The 21,800-nt window shown below is 39.1% G+C and carries 22 protein-coding genes, 1 tRNA gene, 1 rRNA gene and 1 other RNA gene; 15 read left to right on the forward strand and 10 right to left on the reverse strand.

Features of this window, described 5'->3' with window-relative positions; genetic code table 11:
• The first annotated feature begins 150 nt into the window (after nucleotides 1–150).
• From BR02_RS0110545 to BR02_RS0110555, 3 genes are read left to right on the forward strand one after another with little or no spacing between them, the layout of a single operon-like run.
• The gene (locus BR02_RS0110545; protein ID WP_169738603.1) at nucleotides 151–2,121 is read left to right on the forward strand and encodes a TPR domain-containing glycosyltransferase; all 1,971 of its coding nucleotides are present in this window, start codon (nucleotides 151–153) and stop codon (nucleotides 2,119–2,121) included.
• A 23-nt stretch (nucleotides 2,122–2,144) separates the two neighbouring features.
• On the forward strand, nucleotides 2,145–4,532 hold the full coding sequence (locus tag BR02_RS14870; protein WP_169738604.1) for a glycosyltransferase: 2,388 nt from the start codon (nucleotides 2,145–2,147) through the stop codon (nucleotides 4,530–4,532).
• On the forward strand, nucleotides 4,520–5,812 hold the full coding sequence (locus tag BR02_RS0110555; protein ID WP_031516902.1) for a methionine biosynthesis protein MetW: 1,293 nt from the start codon (nucleotides 4,520–4,522) through the stop codon (nucleotides 5,810–5,812). Before BR02_RS14870 ends, BR02_RS0110555 begins: the two co-directional genes overlap by 13 nt.
• 17 nt (nucleotides 5,813–5,829) lie before the next feature.
• On the opposite strand, the gene BR02_RS0110560 is transcribed toward BR02_RS0110555, so the two are convergent.
• From BR02_RS0110560 to BR02_RS0110595, 8 genes are all read right to left on the reverse strand, one after another.
• Complete coding sequence (locus tag BR02_RS0110560; protein WP_031516903.1) at nucleotides 5,830–6,312, reverse strand: hypothetical protein; 483 nt, start codon at nucleotides 6,310–6,312, stop codon at nucleotides 5,830–5,832.
• A 107-nt stretch (nucleotides 6,313–6,419) separates the two neighbouring features.
• Complete coding sequence (locus BR02_RS0110565) at nucleotides 6,420–7,559, reverse strand: YheC/YheD family endospore coat-associated protein (protein WP_157834959.1); 1,140 nt, start codon at nucleotides 7,557–7,559, stop codon at nucleotides 6,420–6,422.
• A gap of 47 nt (nucleotides 7,560–7,606) precedes the next feature.
• Nucleotides 7,607–8,746, reverse strand: coding sequence for a UDP-N-acetylmuramoyl-tripeptide--D-alanyl-D-alanine ligase (locus BR02_RS0110570; RefSeq protein ID WP_051688278.1), 1,140 nt, complete (start codon nucleotides 8,744–8,746; stop codon nucleotides 7,607–7,609).
• A gap of 100 nt (nucleotides 8,747–8,846) precedes the next feature.
• On the reverse strand, nucleotides 8,847–9,590 hold the full coding sequence (locus BR02_RS0110575; RefSeq protein ID WP_031516906.1) for a YheC/YheD family protein: 744 nt from the start codon (nucleotides 9,588–9,590) through the stop codon (nucleotides 8,847–8,849).
• A gap of 76 nt (nucleotides 9,591–9,666) precedes the next feature.
• A complete protein-coding gene (locus BR02_RS0110580; protein WP_031516908.1) occupies nucleotides 9,667–10,179 on the reverse strand; it encodes a hypothetical protein in 513 nt (170 codons plus the stop codon).
• 117 nt (nucleotides 10,180–10,296) lie between these two features.
• The gene (locus tag BR02_RS0110585) at nucleotides 10,297–10,833 is read right to left on the reverse strand and encodes a hypothetical protein (RefSeq protein ID WP_031516910.1); all 537 of its coding nucleotides are present in this window, start codon (nucleotides 10,831–10,833) and stop codon (nucleotides 10,297–10,299) included.
• Nucleotides 10,834–11,055: 222 nt separating this feature from the next.
• Nucleotides 11,056–11,583: a DUF3794 domain-containing protein gene (locus tag BR02_RS0110590; RefSeq protein WP_031516911.1), complete on the reverse strand. Its 528-nt coding sequence runs from the start codon at nucleotides 11,581–11,583 to the stop codon at nucleotides 11,056–11,058.
• A 41-nt stretch (nucleotides 11,584–11,624) separates the two neighbouring features.
• A complete protein-coding gene (locus tag BR02_RS0110595) occupies nucleotides 11,625–12,491 on the reverse strand; it encodes a hypothetical protein (RefSeq protein WP_031516913.1) in 867 nt (288 codons plus the stop codon).
• 296 nt (nucleotides 12,492–12,787) lie between these two features.
• Here BR02_RS0110595 and BR02_RS0110600 point away from each other — a divergent pair, with 296 nt between their 5' ends.
• Nucleotides 12,788–13,732 carry a hypothetical protein gene (locus tag BR02_RS0110600; protein ID WP_031516915.1) on the forward strand — a complete coding sequence of 315 codons (945 nt, stop codon included), beginning with the start codon at nucleotides 12,788–12,790 and terminating at the stop codon, nucleotides 13,730–13,732.
• Between the two features lie 90 nt (nucleotides 13,733–13,822).
• Here BR02_RS0110600 and BR02_RS0110605 read toward each other — a convergent pair whose 3' ends face one another.
• A complete protein-coding gene (locus BR02_RS0110605) occupies nucleotides 13,823–14,035 on the reverse strand; it encodes a sulfurtransferase TusA family protein (protein WP_031516918.1) in 213 nt (70 codons plus the stop codon).
• Nucleotides 13,995–15,101: a YedE family putative selenium transporter gene (yedE, locus tag BR02_RS0110610; protein ID WP_031516919.1), complete on the reverse strand. Its 1,107-nt coding sequence runs from the start codon at nucleotides 15,099–15,101 to the stop codon at nucleotides 13,995–13,997. The genes BR02_RS0110605 and yedE overlap by 41 nt, the downstream gene beginning before the upstream one ends.
• A gap of 234 nt (nucleotides 15,102–15,335) precedes the next feature.
• Between yedE and BR02_RS15475 the strand changes: the two genes are divergently transcribed.
• The 11 genes from BR02_RS15475 to BR02_RS0110655 all read left to right on the forward strand — a co-directional run.
• Nucleotides 15,336–15,431 (forward strand) — tRNA-OTHER (locus tag BR02_RS15475).
• 21 nt (nucleotides 15,432–15,452) lie between these two features.
• On the forward strand, nucleotides 15,453–15,692 hold the full coding sequence (locus tag BR02_RS0110615; RefSeq protein WP_031516920.1) for a hypothetical protein: 240 nt from the start codon (nucleotides 15,453–15,455) through the stop codon (nucleotides 15,690–15,692).
• Between the two features lie 174 nt (nucleotides 15,693–15,866).
• Entirely contained in the window at nucleotides 15,867–16,775 is a 909-nt protein-coding gene (locus tag BR02_RS0110620) for a phosphate ABC transporter substrate-binding protein (protein WP_031516921.1), read from the forward strand.
• An 83-nt stretch (nucleotides 16,776–16,858) separates the two neighbouring features.
• Nucleotides 16,859–17,740, forward strand: a complete 882-nt coding sequence (gene pstC / locus BR02_RS0110625) for a phosphate ABC transporter permease subunit PstC (protein WP_031516922.1) — start codon at nucleotides 16,859–16,861, stop codon at nucleotides 17,738–17,740.
• 7 nt (nucleotides 17,741–17,747) lie between these two features.
• Complete coding sequence (gene pstA, locus BR02_RS0110630; RefSeq protein ID WP_031516923.1) at nucleotides 17,748–18,587, forward strand: phosphate ABC transporter permease PstA; 840 nt, start codon at nucleotides 17,748–17,750, stop codon at nucleotides 18,585–18,587.
• Nucleotides 18,588–18,591: 4 nt separating this feature from the next.
• On the forward strand, nucleotides 18,592–19,338 hold the full coding sequence (locus BR02_RS0110635) for a phosphate ABC transporter ATP-binding protein (RefSeq protein WP_031516924.1): 747 nt from the start codon (nucleotides 18,592–18,594) through the stop codon (nucleotides 19,336–19,338).
• A 19-nt stretch (nucleotides 19,339–19,357) separates the two neighbouring features.
• Nucleotides 19,358–19,828, forward strand: coding sequence for an HAD family hydrolase (locus BR02_RS0110640; protein WP_031516926.1), 471 nt, complete (start codon nucleotides 19,358–19,360; stop codon nucleotides 19,826–19,828).
• 101 nt (nucleotides 19,829–19,929) lie between these two features.
• Nucleotides 19,930–20,517: a DUF1847 domain-containing protein gene (locus BR02_RS0110645; protein ID WP_031516928.1), complete on the forward strand. Its 588-nt coding sequence runs from the start codon at nucleotides 19,930–19,932 to the stop codon at nucleotides 20,515–20,517.
• 91 nt (nucleotides 20,518–20,608) lie between these two features.
• Nucleotides 20,609–20,789: non-coding RNA, 6S RNA (gene ssrS / locus BR02_RS15135), on the forward strand.
• A 113-nt stretch (nucleotides 20,790–20,902) separates the two neighbouring features.
• Entirely contained in the window at nucleotides 20,903–21,379 is a 477-nt protein-coding gene (locus BR02_RS0110650; RefSeq protein ID WP_031516931.1) for a GNAT family N-acetyltransferase, read from the forward strand.
• Between the two features lie 289 nt (nucleotides 21,380–21,668).
• Nucleotides 21,669–21,800 (forward strand): 16S ribosomal RNA (locus BR02_RS0110655); the annotation flags it as partial.

Raw genomic sequence — 21,800 nt, forward strand, 5'->3', positions numbered from 1 at the left:
AGAGGCCCCCTTTTTTAGTGGCAATTAGCTATACTATGGCCGCCACAAATGTAAGGTGGCGCAGCCGGTATTTTTAACGCAACTCTGTTGATAAGCATATTATAGGGAGAGGTGATAAAGTTGGTTAAAGGTGCTTCCCTTAGTCTGTGTATGATCGTCAAAAATGAAGAGCACTATTTAAAAAGGTGCTTGTCCAGTGCCAAAGAACTGGTTGACGAAATAATAATCGTTGACACGGGGTCAACCGATGGGACCTTAGAGATAGCTAATAATTTTGGCCACAAGGTTGCAAAAGTTCCCTGGGCAAATGACTTTAGCCTGGCCAGAAACCATTCATTAGATCTGGCCACTTGCGAATGGATTATCTATTTAGATGCAGATGAAGAGTTGGTAATTGACGATAAAGATAAATTTAAGGAGCTATTAAGGAGAAAAGATGTTGAAGGTTATTTTTTTAATATTATTAACTTTACTTCCGATACACCGGGTGGCCAGAGAATAAAACATACTAATTTACGATTATTTAAAAACAGGCCCCAATATCGTTTTAAAGGGGCCTTACATGAGCAAATTATTCCTTCTATACTGGAGTTTAATCCAAATGCAAAATTGCTTGGTACCGATATTACTATAATTCACCATGGTTATAAAAATAAAGATATAGAGCTTAAAGACAAAAATACTCGTAATTTAAACATCCTAAAAAACCAGTTGAATAAAGATGCTGAAAATGTGTTCTTGCGTTACAATTTTGCAGTTTCACTTTTGAGAAACAAGCAGCTGGAAGAAGCGATAAACGAATTTGAAAAGATTTACAAGAAATTAGATTTGAAAGCCGGTTATACACCAACGGTGTTCAGAAATTATGCTGTATGCCTTTTAGAAAGGAACCTTCCTCAGCGGGCTTTGGAAGTTTTAGATGACGGAATAAGGCTGTTTCCCGATTACACTGATCTTCATTACCTGAAAGGTCAATGCCTAGAAAAGCTAAACAGAATAACGATGGCACAAAAATGCTACCTTCGTTGCCTGGAGATTGGTGAAGCCAACAGCAAGTATGTATCCACTGAGGGAATCGGGGGTTTTTGCCCGCTGCGCAATTTGGGAAACATGATGAAAAAAAGCGGTCATCATCAGTTGGCACTAATGTATTATCAAAGGGCTTATCAGAGCAATCCTGAGCACCGGCAAACCTTGTTTGACTTGGGGCAGGCATTGAAAAAGGTGTTAAAAGAGCCGTTGAAGATAAGGGCATATATTAAGGACAAAATTAAAGTAACCAATATTGAACAATTGATAAATTTGGCGGAATTGCTATATTCCGTTGACGATTATGATGGTTGTATCACTTACCTTAATGAAGCAATAATTAAAGGTGGAATTAAATCCCCCCGGCTAACCATGTTAAAGGGAAGATGTTTGTCCCAATTGGGCAGGTGGGATGATGCCCGGCTGCAGTATCTTGAAATAGACTTAGAAAACCCACTAATAAAAGATGCTGTGATTGAAAGCTGCCTGTGCTGTTGGTTGGCTGAGCCCATAAAAAATGCCGCTCAAATAATAGATAAGCTAAAAATAAAGGATAACCTGACATACAGTTTTTTAAATGCCATCAATAATAATTTAATTCATCAAGAAAAAGAAAAAATCCAAGTAATGAACCCTGAAATTACCGAAAAAATAATTGCTAAACTTATAGAGTATAGGCAGGGCGAAATGGCTAAAAAAATCATATTACTATTAGATGATTATTCTGAAGGTGAAGTTTTATATCATATTGGCAAAGCATTGTTTAACCAAAAAATCTATTTAGAGGCATCCAATTACCTATTGGATGCCCTGTCAGCTGACATAAATCACCATGATTTATATTTCATGCTGGGCAGTATTTGTTTAAACAGAAGGGCTTTGTGGGAGGCGGAACAATTAATACAGCAAGCCATACAAATTAAAGCAGAGAGCCGGTATTATGAAAAATTAGTTGAAATATTGCTGGCTCAGGCATACGAAACTGCATTGGAAGCAGTGGCGGAGTTTCCTGAAAATAATACATTTAAAAAGATATTAAATGAAATTAAGAACTGCCAGCTGGAATATGAGGTTGTGAGGGGATCTTGTTGAAAAAACTTTCTATAAGTTTATGTATGATTGTTAAAAATGAAGAATTCTCTATTATTAGATGTCTAAATAGCATTAAAAATATTGCGGATGAAATCATTATTGTGGATACCGGTTCGGTGGATAATACCATAGAAATTGCCAAGGACTTTGGTGCAAAGGTCATCGAGCATCCTTGGCAAAACAATTTCAGTGATGCCAGAAACGTTAGCTTGGAGCATGCACACGGAGACTGGATATTGTTTTTAGATGCCGATGAAGAGGTGATGGCTGAGGACCTACATAGATTTGAAATACTTGAATCCACTGATAGGGATGGCTTTTTTCTTGTAATACTAAATCTGGATGAAAAAGGCGGTCATACCAGACAACAATCCCTGCGGTTATTTAAAAATCAGTGCGAATATCGTTTTCAGGGAGCTATCCATGAGCAGATAATGCAGTCAATTATAAATCATAACCCTTCAGCCAGATTCGGCAGTTTAAATATTAGAATAAAACACTACGGTTACTTAAATGAACAAGTCAGCAGACATAATAAAGTTTACCGAAATATAAGCATGTTGCAGCATGAACTCATTAAAGAAAAAAACAACGGCTTTTTGTATTTTAGTCTGGGGAATGAATACATGAGGATGGGTGATTATGCCAAGGCGTTACAGTATTATAATATGGCCGAGAATTTTACCGCAGCAGAAGTAAGTTATGCTCCCTTATTGGGTAAAAAGAAAAGTCAAGCTTTAATTAATAGAAAACTATATCAAGAGGCCCTTGGGGTATTGAAAAATTATTTAAAAATATATCCCGATTATACTGATTTGCTGTTTTTAAAAGCGGGTGTATACTATAAGACCGGTCAACACCAACAATCCCTTAGTTTATTTAAACGATGCCTACTGCTTGGAGAAGCACCTGCCTGTTATGTATCGGAAAGTGGAGTGGGAACATATAAAGCTGAACAGGCCATAAGAAAGGTATCCGCTTCAATGAATAAAAGCGGAATAAGCCTGTGTATGATTGTTTTCAATGAGGAAAACAATCTACCAAGATGTTTAAACAGTGCAAAAGATGTGGTGGATGAGATCATTATTGTTGATACCGGGTCGACGGATAGCACTGTACAAATAGCCAATAATTTTGGGGCTAAAGTATATCATTTTGACTGGTCAGGGGATTTTGCCGAGGCGAGAAATTATTCGTTAAAGTTTGCCACCTGCCCGTGGGTTTTAGTTTTAGATGCCGATGAAATGCTGCGACCCTGTGAACATCAGCGGTTGCGGGAAGCAGTTGGCGTTACAGGAACAACTATGGGTTATTATCTAAAAATAATTAACTATTTTGGCCGGGGTGATGCTGAACAATATGTGGTAGATGCCGTTTGCAGACTGTTTCGGAACAGTAAAGAATTCTCTTTTTCCGGCAGAATACATGAGGAAATTTCCCAATCAATAATTAGCAGGCATGGTTTGAAGTCAATATCTCCATTGGATGTGCATATTGATCACCGGGGTTATATAGAACAACCGGGATTGAATAATAAAAACCAAAGGAATATTGGTATTTTAAAAAAACAATTAAAACAAGATCCTGAAGATGCCTATGCTCTCTATGCATTGGGCACAGAATATTTTCAACAGGGTGATTATAACAATGCCCTTGTTCAATATTATAAGGCCCTGAGGTTGATAGACGGCAAAGATGTCATGTCTGATCTATTTTTTAAGATTGCAGTGTGTCATTTAGAACTGAAAGAATACCAAAAAGGGTTACAAATTATTGAGCAAGGTCAGCAGTTATTTGCCCATTTCACCCCCCTGTGGTATCTTCAGGGATTGATTGAGTATAAGCAAAATCAATTAACCCAAGCTTGTAGAACCTGGGAAAAAACATTGTCAATGGGGGACCCTCCATGGCACCGCTATACCTTTCCCCATGGCATAGGTGGTTTTATCACTGCCGCGGCCCTGGGTGGTTGTTATGAGAAAATGGGTTTACTTGATAAAGCGGAAAGTTTGTTAGAAAAATATTTGATAAAAGGGAAGGGAGTAAGGGCGGTTACACCCATATATTGTCGAATTTTATTGAAGAAATACCAAGCTAATGAATGCCTGGCAAAACTTGAGAGGTTAAACTATCCCCGTTGTTTTAAGGAAAGCATTATTCTTGCCCGAGTTTTTAGTCAGTTAGATAATGTTGAATTAGAGCACATCTATTTTAGAAAATCTTTAGATCTGTTAAGAAATCAACCTAATCAAGGGGATTACTTACAGTTAATAGCCCTCAAACTGAAGTCTATTGATAAGTATTGCGGCTATGGCATGAAATTAGGGGATCAATCCCCCCTCTTGTCAAGGTTAAAGAGCAAGCTTATCTCACTCCGAAAGGAGGATAACAAGAACATATGCCCAAAATAGTTGGTATTATGGTGGCAAGGAGTCAGCAAGGCTGGCTGGGTGCTTGCTTACGCGAAGCAACAAAAATTTGCGATAAGATAATAATCATTGATGATAAGTCCACAGACAGAACGATTGAAATATATAAAGCATTTCCGAAGGTGGAATATCACTGCTATCACAGAAGGATAAGCAAAAAGACAGCTTATGTTAAATTAATTCATTTGGCTAAAAAAAATAATGCGGACTGGGTTTTACTTTTGGATGCCTATGAAATATTAGAAAAAAATGCTGCTGATGTCATTGGCCGTCTGGTTGCCAGAACAGATCCCAAAGAACCGGTATTCTTATTTTACTACTTAAGATTACTGTATTTTTGGCAAGATGCCGAATATTATATCAGCAATGGCCCTTATGCTAATAACTGGGCCCCTAGGCTGTTTACCACCTGGGGGGACGGTTGGAAACTGTTGACAAACTGGAATTGGGAAGCCCATAGCACCGGAAAACCACTTCCGCCGCCGGAAGAATACAAAAACTATGGAAAAAGGATAAATGTTTGTATAAAAAACTATCATTTTTTTGACGGTAATTTGGGCAATATTTTTCAGAACGGTCCTCAGTTGGTTAAATGGAAAGACAGAAAGAATATTCAATGGCAGTGCTGCCAGGGTGAGGAAACAATAAACAACTTAAAATATATTAATGAAACCATAAAAATGGTACCGCCCGGTGCCATGAAACTATTGGATGTAGGCTGTGGTCAAGGTGACTTAGGAGAGATGTTAAAACAGCAGGACCACCGAAGAGAAGTGATTGGTATAGAAAGAGATGAGATGATTGCCTGTATGGCAATGAACAAATATGATTATGTTATTGTGGGGGATATGGATAATGCAAGCTTAGAATTCCCTGTGGGTTATTTTGACTGCGTAATAGTGCAGAATATGTTAGAAAAAGCAACAGCTCCTTTGGATGTTCTTTTATATGTAAAAAAGTTTCTACATGACAGTGGTAGTCTTATTCTCAAATGTAAGAATGCAAGGAACATTAATATCATAAATGAACTGGTAAATGAAGGGGTATGTGGCTGGGCAAATGAAAGACTTTTCACCTTAAGGGCTATAAAAGAAATGGTTTCTAGGTCTAAAATGAAAATAGAAGAGATACACCATATACCCAATGAGGAAAAGAAGATGGCCAATATTGCACTGGGTAATTTATCTTCTCAACAGTTAAAAGAATTAGAAACCGAGTGCTTTATTATTAAAATAATTAAGGAAAAGAAAAAGCTATCATAAAAGATAGCTTTTTTAAATTATTGGGCGGAACTGGCTGTATTCTTTTTGCGGTATACAATTAACTTAACTTTAAGAACTACCTTAACAATAAGATTAGCTTTTTGGCCGGCGATTTTAGATGAGGTATCAGCGGGAATGCCCACTATGGTAATGGCCTTAATTTTACTCTGTTCTTTGACCTCATCGCCCGGGCGTATGTTATCTAATTTTTGTACTGACTGAATGGGAACGACAACTTCTTTGATGAGACCCCCTTTTGCATCGGGGCAGTGGGCGGAGTTCTGCAGTTTAAAAAGTAGTTTTAGTTTAATAAATCCTTCATTAATAAGCAGATTCTTTTTTATTATGGGAGTTAATACAGGATCACCCACGGGCTTGCTCTCTACCGGCACTAATAAATCGCCGGTTTTTGGGTCAATTTCTACCCCTATGGGTGCAGGAATGGTGGTTTCGCCAACTTTAATAAACTCTTTTTTAGCAACTATAAAATCACTGCTCATGGCTACTCTCCTTCTTGTTTTTTATACATAATACTCTCTTCAATATATAATGTGATATTGCAATAATGTAGTAAAATATTCCAAAAGTTAGGGGTTGCGCTGAAAATCTATTTGCGAAAAACACCCAACATCCCACTGTCCAAAAGATAACTCTGATGAGGTTGGTAAACAAGTGTCTTTGGTCTTTTGTTTTTTACCGGGCTCTTATTATATAAATATTTAGCATACTCTAATATGTTTAGATAAGACTTAACAATTGCATCTCTTTCAGTGGTATTATAAAAAGATACCTTTTTAGAACAGGAATTACACTCAATAAACCATAAACGACCCTTTTTATCTAGGCCAACATCTATGCCAATTTCAGCGGTTGGGCCATATGCTTTTTCGATACTTTTATATGCCGTAAACAAAAGTTTTTGCAGCCGGCTTTCTAGTTCTTTAAATCTGGCTTCAGAGTATTTTAAAGTATTCTGAAAAAATGCTTTAAAAGGATAACTGTTAGCATGGGTAGTAATGGGATGGTTTTTATGGCCCACTCGAACTGAAATTCCGGCCACTGTTAATTCCCCATTGCCATTTTTTTGCACTTCTGCACGCAAGTCTATGATTTTATTGTCTATCGTTAACAAATCAATTGCCTGTTGAATTAAAAATTCCTTATTTTGAAAGAATCCTTTAATTTCACTAATAAGTTTATTAAAACCATCTACTTTAACAAGGTACATTTCATTATTAAATCTGCTGTACTCATACCTTTCTTCACCTAGTTGTTTAAGGCGGATAACCTGTTTTCCTCGACCGCCTTCACAACCTTTCAAATAGACGGTATTGTGTAGTTCAAGCATTTTTTTTAAATCCCTAGAACTTTTATAAATAACTGATAGGGGTAGGTATTGACGCATGCTCTCAATTTTTAATAGTTTTTCGTATACTTTATATTTATTAAAACCAACTTGGTAATTTAAGGGGATAATATTCTTATCCTTAAATTGTTTTTTGCCGCTTTTTCCCATTCTATATATTAAATCGGGGTAGGCAAATATTTTTTTTACCCAAAGATTTTTGTTAACATCATAATAAATTCCTAAAATTCTTTTATTTCTATAATCAATGCTTTTGCTGGCAAACAAAAATAATATTAGTTTTGCTTGCTTGTTTGCCTCAATAAGTTCTGCAGCCTTCCAAGGGAGAATTTGCTCTTGATATAGCTTTTTAAAATATTTATTGCTTACAAATACCCCCAAGGTGGGGGTATTGTTGGTTTTATTAATCAGCAAAAGAGTTCCTCCTTTCATTTGCCGTTATTAGCATTACTGTCTATTCTCTCAGTAGTCCTGGAATATTGATGCTTTAAGTGCTTAACGACCTTATCCAATTGCGTTACCCGAGAACCTTTTATTAAGATAATAGTGTTAGGCCGTATATATTTATCCACAAATTCGTATAAAAGAGTTTCATTGTCGCAATGAATAATGTGCTTTGAGTTAAAACCGTTACCAATTGCACCTTGGCCAATATATTCTGCATTTTTTTTATAAGTGACAAGATAGTCAATTTGTTTATTAGCTAAGTATTTACCTACTTCTAGATGTCCTGTTTTAGAATATTCTCCTAACTCTGCCATTGTACCTAAAACAGCAACCTTTGTTTTTTCTTTCCCTAATTCAGATAACACATCTATGGCTGCTTTCACCGATTGGGGATTGGCATTAAAGCTATCATCAATAAGTAAAACATTTTCTGACAGCCGGATTAGGTTCAGTCTACCCTTTGGTATTTTCATTCTTTTAAAACCTTCATTAATGTCAAGTGGAGTAAGATTAAGGTGGTGGGCAATGGCAATGGCAAATAAGGCATTAATGACATTATGGTGTCCAAAAACAGGGATAAAAAATGTTTCCTCTTGATTGTCAATCTTAACTTTAAAGCTCATTCCATTATTTCGATATTCTACGCAGTAGGCTTGAAAATCAGAAATACTTTTAATGCCCACCCTTATAACTTTACCTTTGAACTGTTCAACCGGCAGCAGCTTTGAATTATCATCATCGTTGTTAATAAGCAGTATCCCAGTTGGCTTCATATATTCAATAAGTGCAGATTTGGACTTAACAATATCTTCAATACTGTTTCCCAGCTTTCCGTAATGGGCGGTGCCAATACTGGTGATCACCCCGATATTGGGCTGTATAATGGAACAGTGTTTTTTCCCTTGTCTTCTGCCCATGGCAAATTCTAATACAACAGCCTGGTGGTGAGCCTGTATCATTTTGGCATGTCTTCTGGTATGGGTGGTTTGATTACGGTTTTTTTTAGATTTAAATGTTTTCATTTTTCTTACTAGAACAGATGCAATCATTTCCTTGGTCATAGTTTTGCCACTGCTACCGGTAACAGCGATGGTGGGAATATCTAGTATTAGCGGTTTCATACTCAGTATCTCCTTTGTTATTTTTTTCCTGAAACTATCATGCCTTAGTGTATTGTTTTATAATATGGAAAAAACGAGAAAAAGTGATAAAGCATATAGGTTAACCATCTTTGTACTGTTTAATAAGTTTTAATACACCCTGGTCATTTAGGTCCTTGAAACTGATAATCATAGGTGCATTGTTTGCTTCAATTATCCAAATGTGATTATCTTGATCAACACCCATATCAAGTCCCCAAACCCGATGGTTGGGGCGGTATTTTGTTAATTGTTTTGCTGCTTCTAAAGCAATGTTATCAATCTTCATTAATAAATTTTTACCGGTATTGCTGTCAACACCGATGAGTTTAAGGGCCTCAAGGGGTGTCAATACTGTTGCCTTACTTCGTTTATTGTTTGTCACAATGTAACCAGGTCCGGCTAACCTTGCTAACTTTCCGGTTACCGTCCAGGGAGTAGCTGTTTTTTTTCGTTGCACCATGACTCTAAAATCCATTGGTTTTCCCTCATGTTCAGCCAATGGCACCCACTGCTGAACCATATAGGGGCATGGTTTTTTGTTCTCTTTAAAATAATTAGTGGTTTCTTTTATTCCGTTTAATATGGAAGTGGTGTTTTCAGTATGAACTTGATAGGTGTTTTTTCCCAATGAAGATATTTTGAAGACCCCTGCACCCCGTGAACCTATGGCGGGCTTTAAAATTACTGTGTTATATTTTTTGATAAAATCAGCAAAAGACTGGGGGGAAAATAAATCGGTGGCAGGCAAATGGCCTTCTAGTACCTTTGACTTACTCAATTGTAGGTATCTTTGGTATTTGGTTTTATTTTGAAATTTGTACATTTCAAAACCTCCAATGCGTTATTTTTTAAACCCTTGGCCTTCCAGTGAGCTGACCAAGGGTTTTACAGAGGTTTTATTAACTTTCCCATGACAGGTTGGCGGCATTGACATTAATAAGTTCTTCTAGGCTCAATATAACGCATATGTTAACACCTGCCTGGATTGAGATGGTGAGAGTGCCATTTTCGGCATCAAAGGTGGTTTCGGTACAAGAGGCACCATTGAACTTTACATTTTCATAATCTTGTACATTTACCAGGTCGGTGGGCAATATATCGGGATACTCGATTAAGCCGAGAAATAGAAGGTTAATTATTTCCTGTGTTTCACCGGACTGCTTCTCTTCAAGGTAAGGTGTAACTTTTAAATCCAAAGTACCGGTTGTTACTACTTTGTTATTCTGAAGAACTACAATGTTGTCTACTGATATATTGGTAGCTTCAAAATGGAATTTAATATCTTGATAGTTTGACTCATTAATAAGGTCTGTGTCAACTTTTATTTCTATATCGGATTCAATGGCAAATGCCTGTGTACATTCTTCGCAATATCCCTTAAAAGTCTTGACTTTATAGGGTATAAAAGTCATATATAAACCTCCTTATCAATTATACGACAGTGAAAAAAAGCCTTGGTCTCTAGCTTTATAGAGACCAAGGAACTTTGTATTTATGAGGGTACAACTATTATTTAATGGACTAAGATTTTAAGGGCATGGGCAGAACTGACTGGCGGCGTTAATCTTAAGAAGTTCTTCTCTGCTGACAATTACACATGCTCTTACAACGGCCTTAACAATTATAGTGGCAGTTTGTGTAACTGCGCCTGCTGCGTCAACGGCAGCTTGTAAGAATGCTGCAGTTACCAGTCCTTCTAGCTGGATATCATGTTTTTGAACATTGATAGGTTCACCGGGCATAATACCGGGGCATACGACTTCACCCTGGAAAGGAACTTGCACTGGAATTTCAATGGTGTCTTCTTCTCCTTCTAATTCAACTTCCAGTAGTGCGGGAACCACGCCAATATTAACAACCTTGCCGGGCAGCACCTGGGTGGTTAGTATCATAGGATTATCGACGGGTTCAATAGCTATGCTTTCAATATCGTCCAGATCAGTAACCCCAGCCAGTGGGACAAAAAGATCACCGATTTCCTGCACACATTCCTGACAAAGAACCTGTAAAGTTTTAAGTTTGCGTGGTGCAAATTGGGTAGCTTGGAATTGGTTTACAAAAGCCATGTAAAAAGCCCTCCTTAATATTATGTTTTTTAGCTTTCAAATTGAATATAGGGTAAACTCTGCCTAATGCTTGTTAGTGAATTCCCCCTTTCCACCGATTTATTACATAATATTCCAAAACTTGAAAATGGTTCCTTGCAATGTAGAAATACTTACAATTTATGAACAGTGAAAAATCCTTGGTCTTTATCTAGACCAAGGATTTAAGTGGCATAGAATATATTAAGGGCAGGCACAAAATTGGCTGGCGGCCTCAACTTTGAGAATATCTTCCCTGCTGACTATAACACATAATTTAACAACAGCCTTTATAATCAAGCTGAGATGCATTTTACCATGATGATCGGGCACTTGGACAGGGGAATAGACCAGGCCTTCTACCTGTACATCATGTTTTTGTACATCAACATTTTCTTCGGGATCAACACTGGAACAATGAACAACACTTTGAAAAGGCACCTCAAATGACTGGCATACTACACCCTTGTTAAACTCCAGACGAACGGGCACTACACCCATGAGAATTACTTTGCCCATTAATATTTTGACGGTGCGAATTTGGGGAGAACCGGCAACCTCTAAGGTTACAGGGGCATTTAACTTGCCGGTGTGTAGGTCAAGAGTTAGGTTAGCAGGGGCAGGAATTGTTAGATCGCCCACTTCCTGTAAACACTCTTGACAAAGTACCTTTAATACTTTTATCTTCTGATCAACCTTAGTATCTGTGGTGTACTGATTAACAAAAGCCATAACAGCTCCTCCTTTAATTAAAAACTAATATTAGAAATAAATCAATTAACCGGTTTTTTAAATGACTTACAAGATAAGACAGAAATGATCTCTTCCCGGGCGATGACCACCTTAACTTCAAGAATTATTTTAATTAGCAGGTTTATTTTTTGACCGGCAGATTTTGGCATGGAGTTGTCAGGAATACCCATGACACTTATGGATTTAACCTCAACCTTTTCTTGCACCTTATCTCCGGGGCGTATCCCTTTAATTTCATGGACCGACTGGACCGGTATAGTTGTTTCTTTAACAAAGCATTTTTTTGTATTGGGGCATGTTCCTAGATCTGGGTGGTGAGCGATTGTTTTAAGTTTTATAAAGCCTTCGTTAATTAGTAAGTTTTTCTCGACCTTAGGTTTTAATATTGCATCACCCACCGGTATTATTTCTATTGGCACTGTTAGTTCACCGGTTTTAGGATCAATATTCACACCTAAAGGTGCCGGTACTGTTGTTTCACCGAATTTCATAATTCTACTTTTATGCACTACCACTAAGCTTTTTATATCTTTTACCTCAATATTTTCGATAAAAGGCAAATGAAATTCATCACTGTAATTATCAGGGGTGGGGTTGTTATTATTGGCTAAATGGGGTGTGATATTTTGATTTATTGGGTCGTTTTCTTCAAATTCCGGAACCTCTTCATTGTCAAGGGTTTGGGTATTTTCAGCGGTCTCGGTGGGTTTATCCTTTATATTTAGTGGTTTTGTGTCAGTAACAGGTGCCGGGCTAGGTTTAGCGTCAGGCATTCCTCTGAATCTGTCATCTTTAGAGATCAACTTAACTAAATCAACAACAAATGCCGGTGTATGTGCTGTTCGGTTGTAAAGATGATCGAGGAATTCGGAGAAATCTTGGTACATATCAATTCTTCCCTCCGTTCCTAATTTAATTTTGATTTTGAATGATAGACAATAGTTAACAGTGCAACTAATTAATAGTATTCTAACTTTTTACAGAATGTTAAAGAAAAAGCACAAAAATCGTGCTAATTAAGCTGCAAACATGGTGTTAAATATTTCCAAGCGGGGTCGTTTAGGTGAGTATCTTGGTAAGCATTAATTTGGCATTAGCGGGGTTATGAAAATGGTGTTAAAAGGAATATCGCGAAAATTGTAGAATTATATACTTAATAACAATTAAGAAGGGAGAAGTCAGCTTGCAACAGATAAAGAAAATTTGCTTATTATTTACTGCCTGCATATTAGCAATGTCAGTAATTATTTCTGGGTGCGGAAGTAAGGATGAGGACAAGGCAGAAGAAACAACAGTTTTAACAAAAGAGAAAGCCTTTGAGGTGCTGCTAAAAAACCATTTTGGCTTGGAACCTGATGAAGAGACCGTTAAACAGGGATATATTAGTGTAAATGATGAGTACTCAATACATGGCTTGGATGATGTAACCATTTGCGGTGTAAAATTTTATCGGTTTGAGCAAGTATCTTTAGGTGCCACAGGGGCAGCCTCAACTTATTTAGTTTCTAAAAACACTGCCGCAATTTATGGTGATGGTTCCTATGACTTTTTAGAGGAGTTTGACTTAGATAGCCTGCCATATCATTTAGTTGGCAATACTAAGATTTATGAGCTGGAATATCTTTACCCTGATCACTCCTATAATAGTTATATTAATGGTGAAACAGGTGTTTTTTATGATGATTTGGATGTTGCAATGGGCGATGTTATTAACGAGCTGGCCGACAGCGATGTACTGGTAGATTTAATAGGAAAAGATATTAGTTATGCTGAAAATATTACAGGGCAAAAGGCTATCATAGAATTGGTAGAAGCAGAATTTGCCTTACCGGGCGAGGATGCCTACGACGAGTTTACCGTTATTGAATGTAACAACTATAAAGTTTATACATATTTTGATAATGAAGTAAGTTACATTTTATTAGAGAAAGGGGCAGAGGTATTAGGAGTAAGTGTTGGGATGACAATTCCTGAAATCAAGGCTGTATTAGGAACTCCTCATCATGAAGGAAATGATGATTGGGCAGGCCTATATGAAATGTATTATCTGATAAATGATAAGAGGGTTGGCTTTTATGCTGAAACAAGCGAAAGTGCCACTGTCAGCGGGTATGTAGCCGGCCCATAAGATAAACTGGATCAATAAATGCCGGATGGCAGCTATGAGAATAACGGGGTGGAAGAGTATTGTATCCACCCCGTTAATGGTCTATTATCCTTATTTATCCAGCATTAAAATTATATTGTCGCCCTGTTCTTCCACTGTAACTTTCCAACCCAGGCTTTCTGCTGCCCGGGTTACATTTTCTTTGGCCGCATTATTATCCACCACTACCTGAACACTGCCGGATGTTATTTGACTTAATAATTGACGGGTCAGTATCACCGGTTCAGGACACGATAGACCCCGAGCGTCCACTGTCTTTTGCATTTATATTACCTCCCATAGCTTTACTTCCTTTTAAGCCAATAGCCCCAATTGCCAGCACCACTATTAGACCAATAATTACTGCAATTTGACCTTCACCGGAAACCCCTGCTGGGCTGGCGGCCAACCCGTAATTGTGGGCAAAGGCTGCACCGACCAGAAGGCCCAATACAGTGATAACAGAGTCGGTATTACCTTCGCTGGCCGATATAATTTGCCGCAGGGGGCAGCCGCCTAGTAATATGGCAGCTAAACCGGCCAGGGTCATACCCAGGAAGTTCCATAGGCCGTCATTGTGAGCAATGGGTTGGTTTTCAAATCCTAAATTAAAGTTACCGGCTATCAAGTTGCCGATGGTGGCAATCACCAGCATGGCGATAAAGCCTGACAGCAGGTGAAAGTCCCGGAAAAAGATTAAGTCGCGGATTCCACCGACCATACATAGACGGGAGCGCTGGGCTAACACACCCACCACTAAACCTGCAGCTAAAGACAGCACCAATGGGGCATGCATAGAGCCGGGTCCCTCTTCGCTGAAAAAGATAAAGGCAGGTTGAACCAATAAAAATACCAATAAAATAATAGCAAAAATGGGGAATATATAGCCGGCCCCTTTATTTTGAGGAAAAGTTCTGCCCAAGGAATAACCATGTTTTAAAAACATTACGCCAATGAAAACACCAAATACTAAACCTAATAAACCAACCAGTGCATTTAAATCACCGCCGGACAGTCTTAATACCATACGCACAGGACATCCTAAAAATACCAGCATACCAATAATACCGAAAAAGGCTAAAGTAAAACGGGCCAGCGTGCCAGAGCCCCCCACAACCCTAAAATCCCGACTGAACAGGGCTGAGACAAAGGCACCTAAGATTAAGCCAATTATCTCTGGGCGCAGGTATTGAACCGGTGCTGCCCGGTGCAGGCCAAGGCCTCCCGAAATGTCTCGCAGAAAGCAGGCAATGCAGTAGCCCATATTTGCTGGGTTGCCCGCCACCACGAGCAGGACGCCAAAAAGACCTACAATTCCTCCTGTAGCTACAATAATCGTTTTATTTTTCATAATAACCTCCTTTGGATAGTATTTCTAGGTATATATTAGACATAAATACAAAGCCCCCTGTTATACATAGCATGAAAATATATAATAATAAAAATAATTACTGCAACATATAACAATAAGTAATAATCAGAATGGCAATTATGCCAACCGAACAATAATTATAACTAATAGTTATGCGAGAAATTCCAAAAGGTTTACAATTTGCTCTTGGTGTACTATAATTATTGTAAGTATGGGGGGGTAGGAACCGGTGTTCCCCGCGGGCTGCAAACCCGTTGGCCGACTTGTTAACGAGTTGGGGTCGAGTTCAACTCTCACACCTCCCCTCCAAAAACAATCTGGAGGTTTTTTATGGCAGATTGTCAAAAAAGGTTAGAATTAATATTGTCAGAATTCTATAGAATGGGCTTTAATGAGGCGCAGGCTAATAAGTTGTTGAACCAGTCTTTAAACGGAATAAAATGGTGTCAAATGACTGAAAGGCAAAAGAAGCTGGTAATAGAAGATCTGGAGGACAAGTTGTTTAATATACTGCGTTTTGTAAAACACCTGCAACGCACTAAATGTTTCAATGGCAGGTGTGAACACTAAAGGTTTTTATACCATGAGCATAAGCAATATGTAGTATTTCATTTAGTTATTTCTTCTATTACTATCAGTTGTTATAACAATTGGTAATTTTACATATTACAAAAGGTGTGCTATGTTTACTTACAATATCACCCAATTAATTAATGGTGAAATGAAGCATGGGAGGTAAAAAAAGTGAAGCGTATAAGAAACTTATTGGTAATGATGTTAGTGATGGGTTTAGTTTTATTGGCCGGATGTGCTGGACAAAGTGAACAGCCCGGAGCAAGTGACTCAGCAGAGGTTCTGGACATAAAACTGGGCGGTTCAAGTACTCTCTCTCCGGTAATTGCAAAGTGTGCAGATGACTTTACTGAAAAGTATAAAACCTGGAATAATGTAGACCCAAGTCTTCCTGAAGAACCCATTGTTATTTTTGTATCCACCGGCGGTTCCGGTTTTGGTGCCAGGTCAGCCATTGATGGCACCTTTGATATGGGCTTGCTTGCCAGAGATTTAAAAGACACTGAAAAAGAAAGCCTTTCTGAAGGTGTGGTGGTTAAACTTGGCTCTGATGCTTTAACCATTGCCGTTCATCCGGAAAATCCTGTGCTGCAAGTGAGACCGGACTTAACCACTGAAGAAGTTAAGAAAATATTTGCCGGGGAAATAAAGACCTGGAAAGAGTTAGATGATCAACTGCCTGATCGTCCAATAGTGGTTGCTGTGAGGGATTTAGGTGGCGGAGCCAGTGAAGTGTTTGATGAGAATGTAATGCAGGGTACCCCCATTGCTAAAGATGCCTTGCAGATGCCTTCCATGGGCGCCCTTGCGGGTAAGGTGATGGAAAACAAAGATGCCATCGGCTATGTATCCTATGGCTTTGTTGGTCAAAATGAAGGTAAAATTGCAGTTCTCAGCGTAGACGGTTATCAACCCACTGCTGAAAATATCAACAGTGGCGACTACAAAATTTCACGGCCGCTACTGTTGGTAACTAAGGATGTACCCACTGTTGAACAGCAACTGTTTATTGATTACCTAGAGAGTGAAGAGGGGATGCAAGTATTAGAGGGTATGGGATTCATTCCGGCAGTGAATTAATTTAAAATTAATAAATGTGGGTAGTTGGTAATCAGCTACCCACAAATTTTTATTTCTGGATATCTATGAAAGTGTGATTGTATATGCTGAATAGACGAAAACAAATAGCCAATGCCTGTGTGGGTATGTTATGTCTTATTGTGTCCAGCTGTGCTGTATTGCTACTGCTGGCTATTGTTGTTTTTATGCTGCAGGAAAGCTGGCCCGTGTGGGTTAGCCAGGGATTTTCCGGCATTGCCTTTAGTACAAACTGGAATCCCCTAGGTGACCCCCCGCTCACAGGTATTGGTACCATGATTATCAGCACCCTTTGGGTGGCCATGGGTGGCCTGTTTATTGCGGCACCTATAGGATTTTGTGCCGCAATATTTTTAGCGGAGTTTGCACCGCCTAGGTTGGCTGATATCATCAGGCCGGTATTAAATATTTTAACCGGAATACCTTCAGTGGTTTATGGTTTTTTAGGTGCCGCTGTGTTGGTTAGTTTTTTTGAAGTTAACTTTAACATGGCCAGCGGCGAGTCGTTGTTTTGTGCATCATTAATCCTCACCGTGATGGTTTTGCCCTATATTGTAGCCACATCGGAGGCGGCATTGCGGGCAGTGCCCCGGGAGTACCGCCAAACAGCGTTGGCACTGGGGGTTTCTAAGCCATATCTCACATTAAAGGTTTTAGTACCCCTGGCAAAAAAGGGTTTAGTGGGTGCATTAATACTGGCCTTTGGCAGGGCAGCGGGTGAAACGATGGCGGTGTTAATGGTTGCCGGCAATGTATTGATAATGCCTAATTCATGGTTTAGTAAAGGTGAACCCCTTTCTGCATTAATTGCCTTGGAACTGGGGAGTGCAGAGGTGGGCAGTGCCCATTACCAAGGTTTGTTTGCTGCCGGTTTAGTACTGCTAATATTTGTTATGGCCATTAATTTGGGTTTGGCCTTTATCAGGCGGGATAAGAAAACGGGGTGAGCTATAATTGAAGTTGAGGCGTTTAATAGATGGCTTGTGGATAAGCCTATTCTGGGGTGCAGGATTGCTGATATTGATAATCTTGGTTAGTATCCTTGGTTATCTATTGTACAAAGGCGGTCCGGCACTGTCTTTTGAATTTATTACCGGTTCCCCCAGCGGTTTTCCTTTGGGAACTGAGGGCGGCGTATATCCGGCCATAAAGGGTACCTCCTGTCTGGTGCTCATCGCTATTTTGTCGTCTGCTTTACCGGGCTTTTTAACGGCAATATACCTGGCTGAATATGCAGGGCAATCGAAGCTCAAGGAACTGTTTAGCATTACGGTACAGTGCATGGCGGGAGTTCCTTCTATAGTTACCGGTTTGTTTGCCTATGCATTATTTGTGGTGCATTTTGGTTTTGGAATATCTTTAATGGCCGGCGGCCTGGCCTTGGGCATAATGATATTTCCGGTCATTGTTGTTACCAGCCGGGACGCTTTATTAGCAGTGAATAATCAATTTAGAACTGTTGGGACCTCCCTGGGGGTGTCCCGTTGGTATATACTGAGAAGAGTGATTATACCCCAGGCAATGCCCGGAATTTTAAGTGGCTTACTGTTGGCCATGGGTTATGCAGCGGGGGCCACTGCCCCAATTATGGTTACCGCTGCAGTGGTTTCGGTGGGTTCTACAACATCTTTATTTGACCCTGTGATGGCATTGCCCTACCACTTGTATATTTTATTTAGTCACCAGATTTCTTTGGAAAATGCATATGGCACTGCATTGCTCTTGGTTTTAATACTGTTGGCAATAAATGTTGCAGCCATGTGGATTCGAAGTTTAAAAGGAAAAGGGGCTTAGAAGCATGTCTGTCAGTGTGAGGGATTTAAGCGTATTTTTTGGCAAAGAGCAAATACTAAAGGATATTAGCCTGGAGTTTAAAAAGAATAAAATAACCGCCATTGTGGGGCCTTCCGGTTGCGGCAAGTCTACACTGCTAAAAACCATTAACCGAACCGGTGAATTGGAAAGAGGTTTTAATCATAGGGGCAAGGTGCTGTTAAACGGTGAAGATGTATATTTAAACCGAGATACAGCTATAATTAGACGTAAAATAGGCCTGGTATTTCAGTCTCCGGTGGCGCTTCCCCTCAGCATTAAGGAAAATGTAGTCTTTGGGGCTAAGTATTTCGGGGAAAAAAACAGAAAAGAATTGGAGCAATTAAGCCGGCGTTGTCTTAAACAGGCAGGGCTGTGGGAGGAGGTTAAGGACAAACTACACAGTCCTGCTGAAGAACTTTCCGGCGGCCAAAAACAACGCTTGTCCATAGCTAGGGTGTTGGCCGTTGAGCCGGAAGTATTGTTACTGGATGAACCCTGTTCCAATTTAGATCCGGCGTCAACTATGATTATCGAAAAATTATTAGTTGAATTATCCAATCAACTGACTATAATTTTAGTTACCCACAATCTTTTTCAAGCAAAAAGGGTGGCCCATGAAACAGTTTTGATGATGGACGGTAGGGTAGTGGAGAAGGGTGCCACTGAAGATTTTTTTGCGAACCCCCAAAAGCAGCAAACCAAAGACTTTGTAGCGGGCCTTTCCTATTAAAATGTTTTTGGAGGGCAAAATGATTAGCATAGAAATTCCAGGGTATAAAAAGCTAAACTTAAAACATTTAGTGCTGGATTACAACGGTACCATTGCCTGTGACGGTATATTATTAGCGGGTGTTAAAGAAAAACTTAACTTGCTGGCTGGGAAAATAAGTATTTATATTATTACGGCCGATACCTTTGGGGAGGCTGCCGCACAGTGCAGTGAAGTAAATTGTCAGCTAAAAATATTGTCCGAAGCCAATAATACCTTAGAGAAAGAAAAATTTGTGCAGTCCCTTGGAAAAGAGAACGTCGTAGCAATAGGTAACGGGGCAAACGACAGCTTAATGATAAAAGAAGCAGCCTTAGGTATCGTGGTTATTGGTGATGAGGGTGCTGCGCTAAAGACCATTTCCCAAGCAGACCTTGCAGTTAAAAACATTGATGATGCTTTAAACCTATTGCTAAACAGACAAAGACTTAAGGCCACACTGAGAAGGTAAATTATAATAAACAAAAATGGGATTGCAACTGATATAAGAAAAAGTATGAGATGAGTCAGCATTTATTGAGACGGTGTATAATTAATAAAGAGGTGACATGGATGAAATGTGCAACATGCAAACAAGAGCCCAGAAACAGATGTGATCGGGATGGCTATGATTGCACCAATGGCAAATTGGATACTGCGGCATATTATCATGAAGATGAAAACAAAAATCCCCACCGAATCAGTGGCTATTTACAAAAGGAATATGGCAATAATTTAACTAGGTTAGAAGAAATCATTCAGTACTGTAAACAAATGAATTATAAAAGGGTTGGTTTGGCTTTCTGTGTTGGTCTAGCCGATGAGTCCAGGATTGTTTCAGATATTTTTTCTAAAGAATTTGAAGTGATGTCAGTTTGTTGTAAACTTTGTGGTTTAGATAAAAAAGACTTTGATGTTCCCAAGGTTAAAGATGGGCGATTTGAAGCCATATGCAACCCGGTAGGTCAGGCAGAGATATTAAATCGTAGCAATGTAGATATTAATGTGCTAATTGGTCTGTGTGTAGGGCACGATATTTTATTTACTAAGTATGCCAAGGCGCCATGTACTGTTTTTGCTGTTAAAGATAAACTGCTGGCCAATAATCCCCTGGGAGTTGTTTATTCCGGCTACTGGAGAAAGAGATATAAAGTAAAATAAATCGTAAACAAAACATCCATAAAAAACCAAATGACAAGAATGAAGATTTATGCTATACTAACCCACACAAGCTTAAATGATATATCTTTATAATTTCCTGCTATGCACGATACCTTATTTAGTTTTTAACCTACATTTTGACACAGGGAGTTCGGGTTCATTTGGATGTATGCCAGGCCGCTAAAGGCGGAAGGCAGAAACCAATGACAGAGCACCCACCTGCGAGAAGGCAGGGTGTAAAAACAATAAGGTAACGGCACGGTGGGTATAAAATGCACCAAGAACCACTTCTTTTGGGGAGTGGTTTTTGTTTTATTATTAATAAACCCCATGGCTATGTCCAAGTGGGCGAAAGTTAATAAATAGGTAAAGGGCTGAAGATAGAATGGTATTAAAAAGAATAACTTCGGATAAAGACCTAGAGAAGGCTTTTCATATTAGGAAAGAAGTTTTTGTTAAGGAACAGGGGGTGCCCTTGGAGGCTGAGTTTGATCAATACGATAGCCTTAATGAGTTTTGTGAACACATTTTAGTTTGTTACGAGGAACAAGCTGTGGGAACGGGACGGGTAAGATGGGTTGACGGTTTAGGTAAACTTGAGCGGATCTGTATTTTAAAGCCTTACCGTAAACTAGGGTTGGGAAAAACGATTATTAAAGCATTAGAAGAAATCGCCGTTGAAAAGGGAATCTTTCAGGTCAAATTACATAGCCAAACCCAGGCCAAGGGCTTTTATAGCAAACTAGGCTATCGCACCTCATCAGGTGTGTTTATGGAAGATGGAATTCCGCATATTGTAATGACAAAAGAGCTAAATGGTGGCAAAAAATACCGCTTGCAAGAGTTAAAGATTATGTGTTAAGATAACAAATGTCGCCACAGGGCGGCACAAAAAAATACCAGTTGACTTAAAAAAGCAAAGATGTTAGACTAAGAATTGTCGCTGAAACGGCGGCACAAAAAACTGGCAACAGATCCTTGAAAACTAAACAGCAAGAGATGGATGTAAAAGTTCTATATAATAGAACCACAAAATCTCGTCAAACGCAAAAGCGTGGAGAGTAATTCAGACAACGAAGAGCCAAAGAGCTTTTCCATAAGATGAATGGTTCAAAAAATACTCATTATTTTTTGAACATCATTATAAAAATTTTATGGAGAGTTTGATCCTGGCTCAGGACGAACGCTGGCGGCGTGCCTAACACATGCAAGTCGAACGGAGATCTACCGGTGAAGTTTTCGGACAGAACCGGTAACATCTTAGTGGCGGACGGGTGAGTAAC

Origin of the sequence: Desulfofalx alkaliphila DSM 12257 (assembly GCF_000711975.1) — a bacterium.
GTDB lineage: Bacteria > Bacillota > Desulfotomaculia > Desulfotomaculales > Desulfohalotomaculaceae > Desulfofalx > Desulfofalx alkaliphila.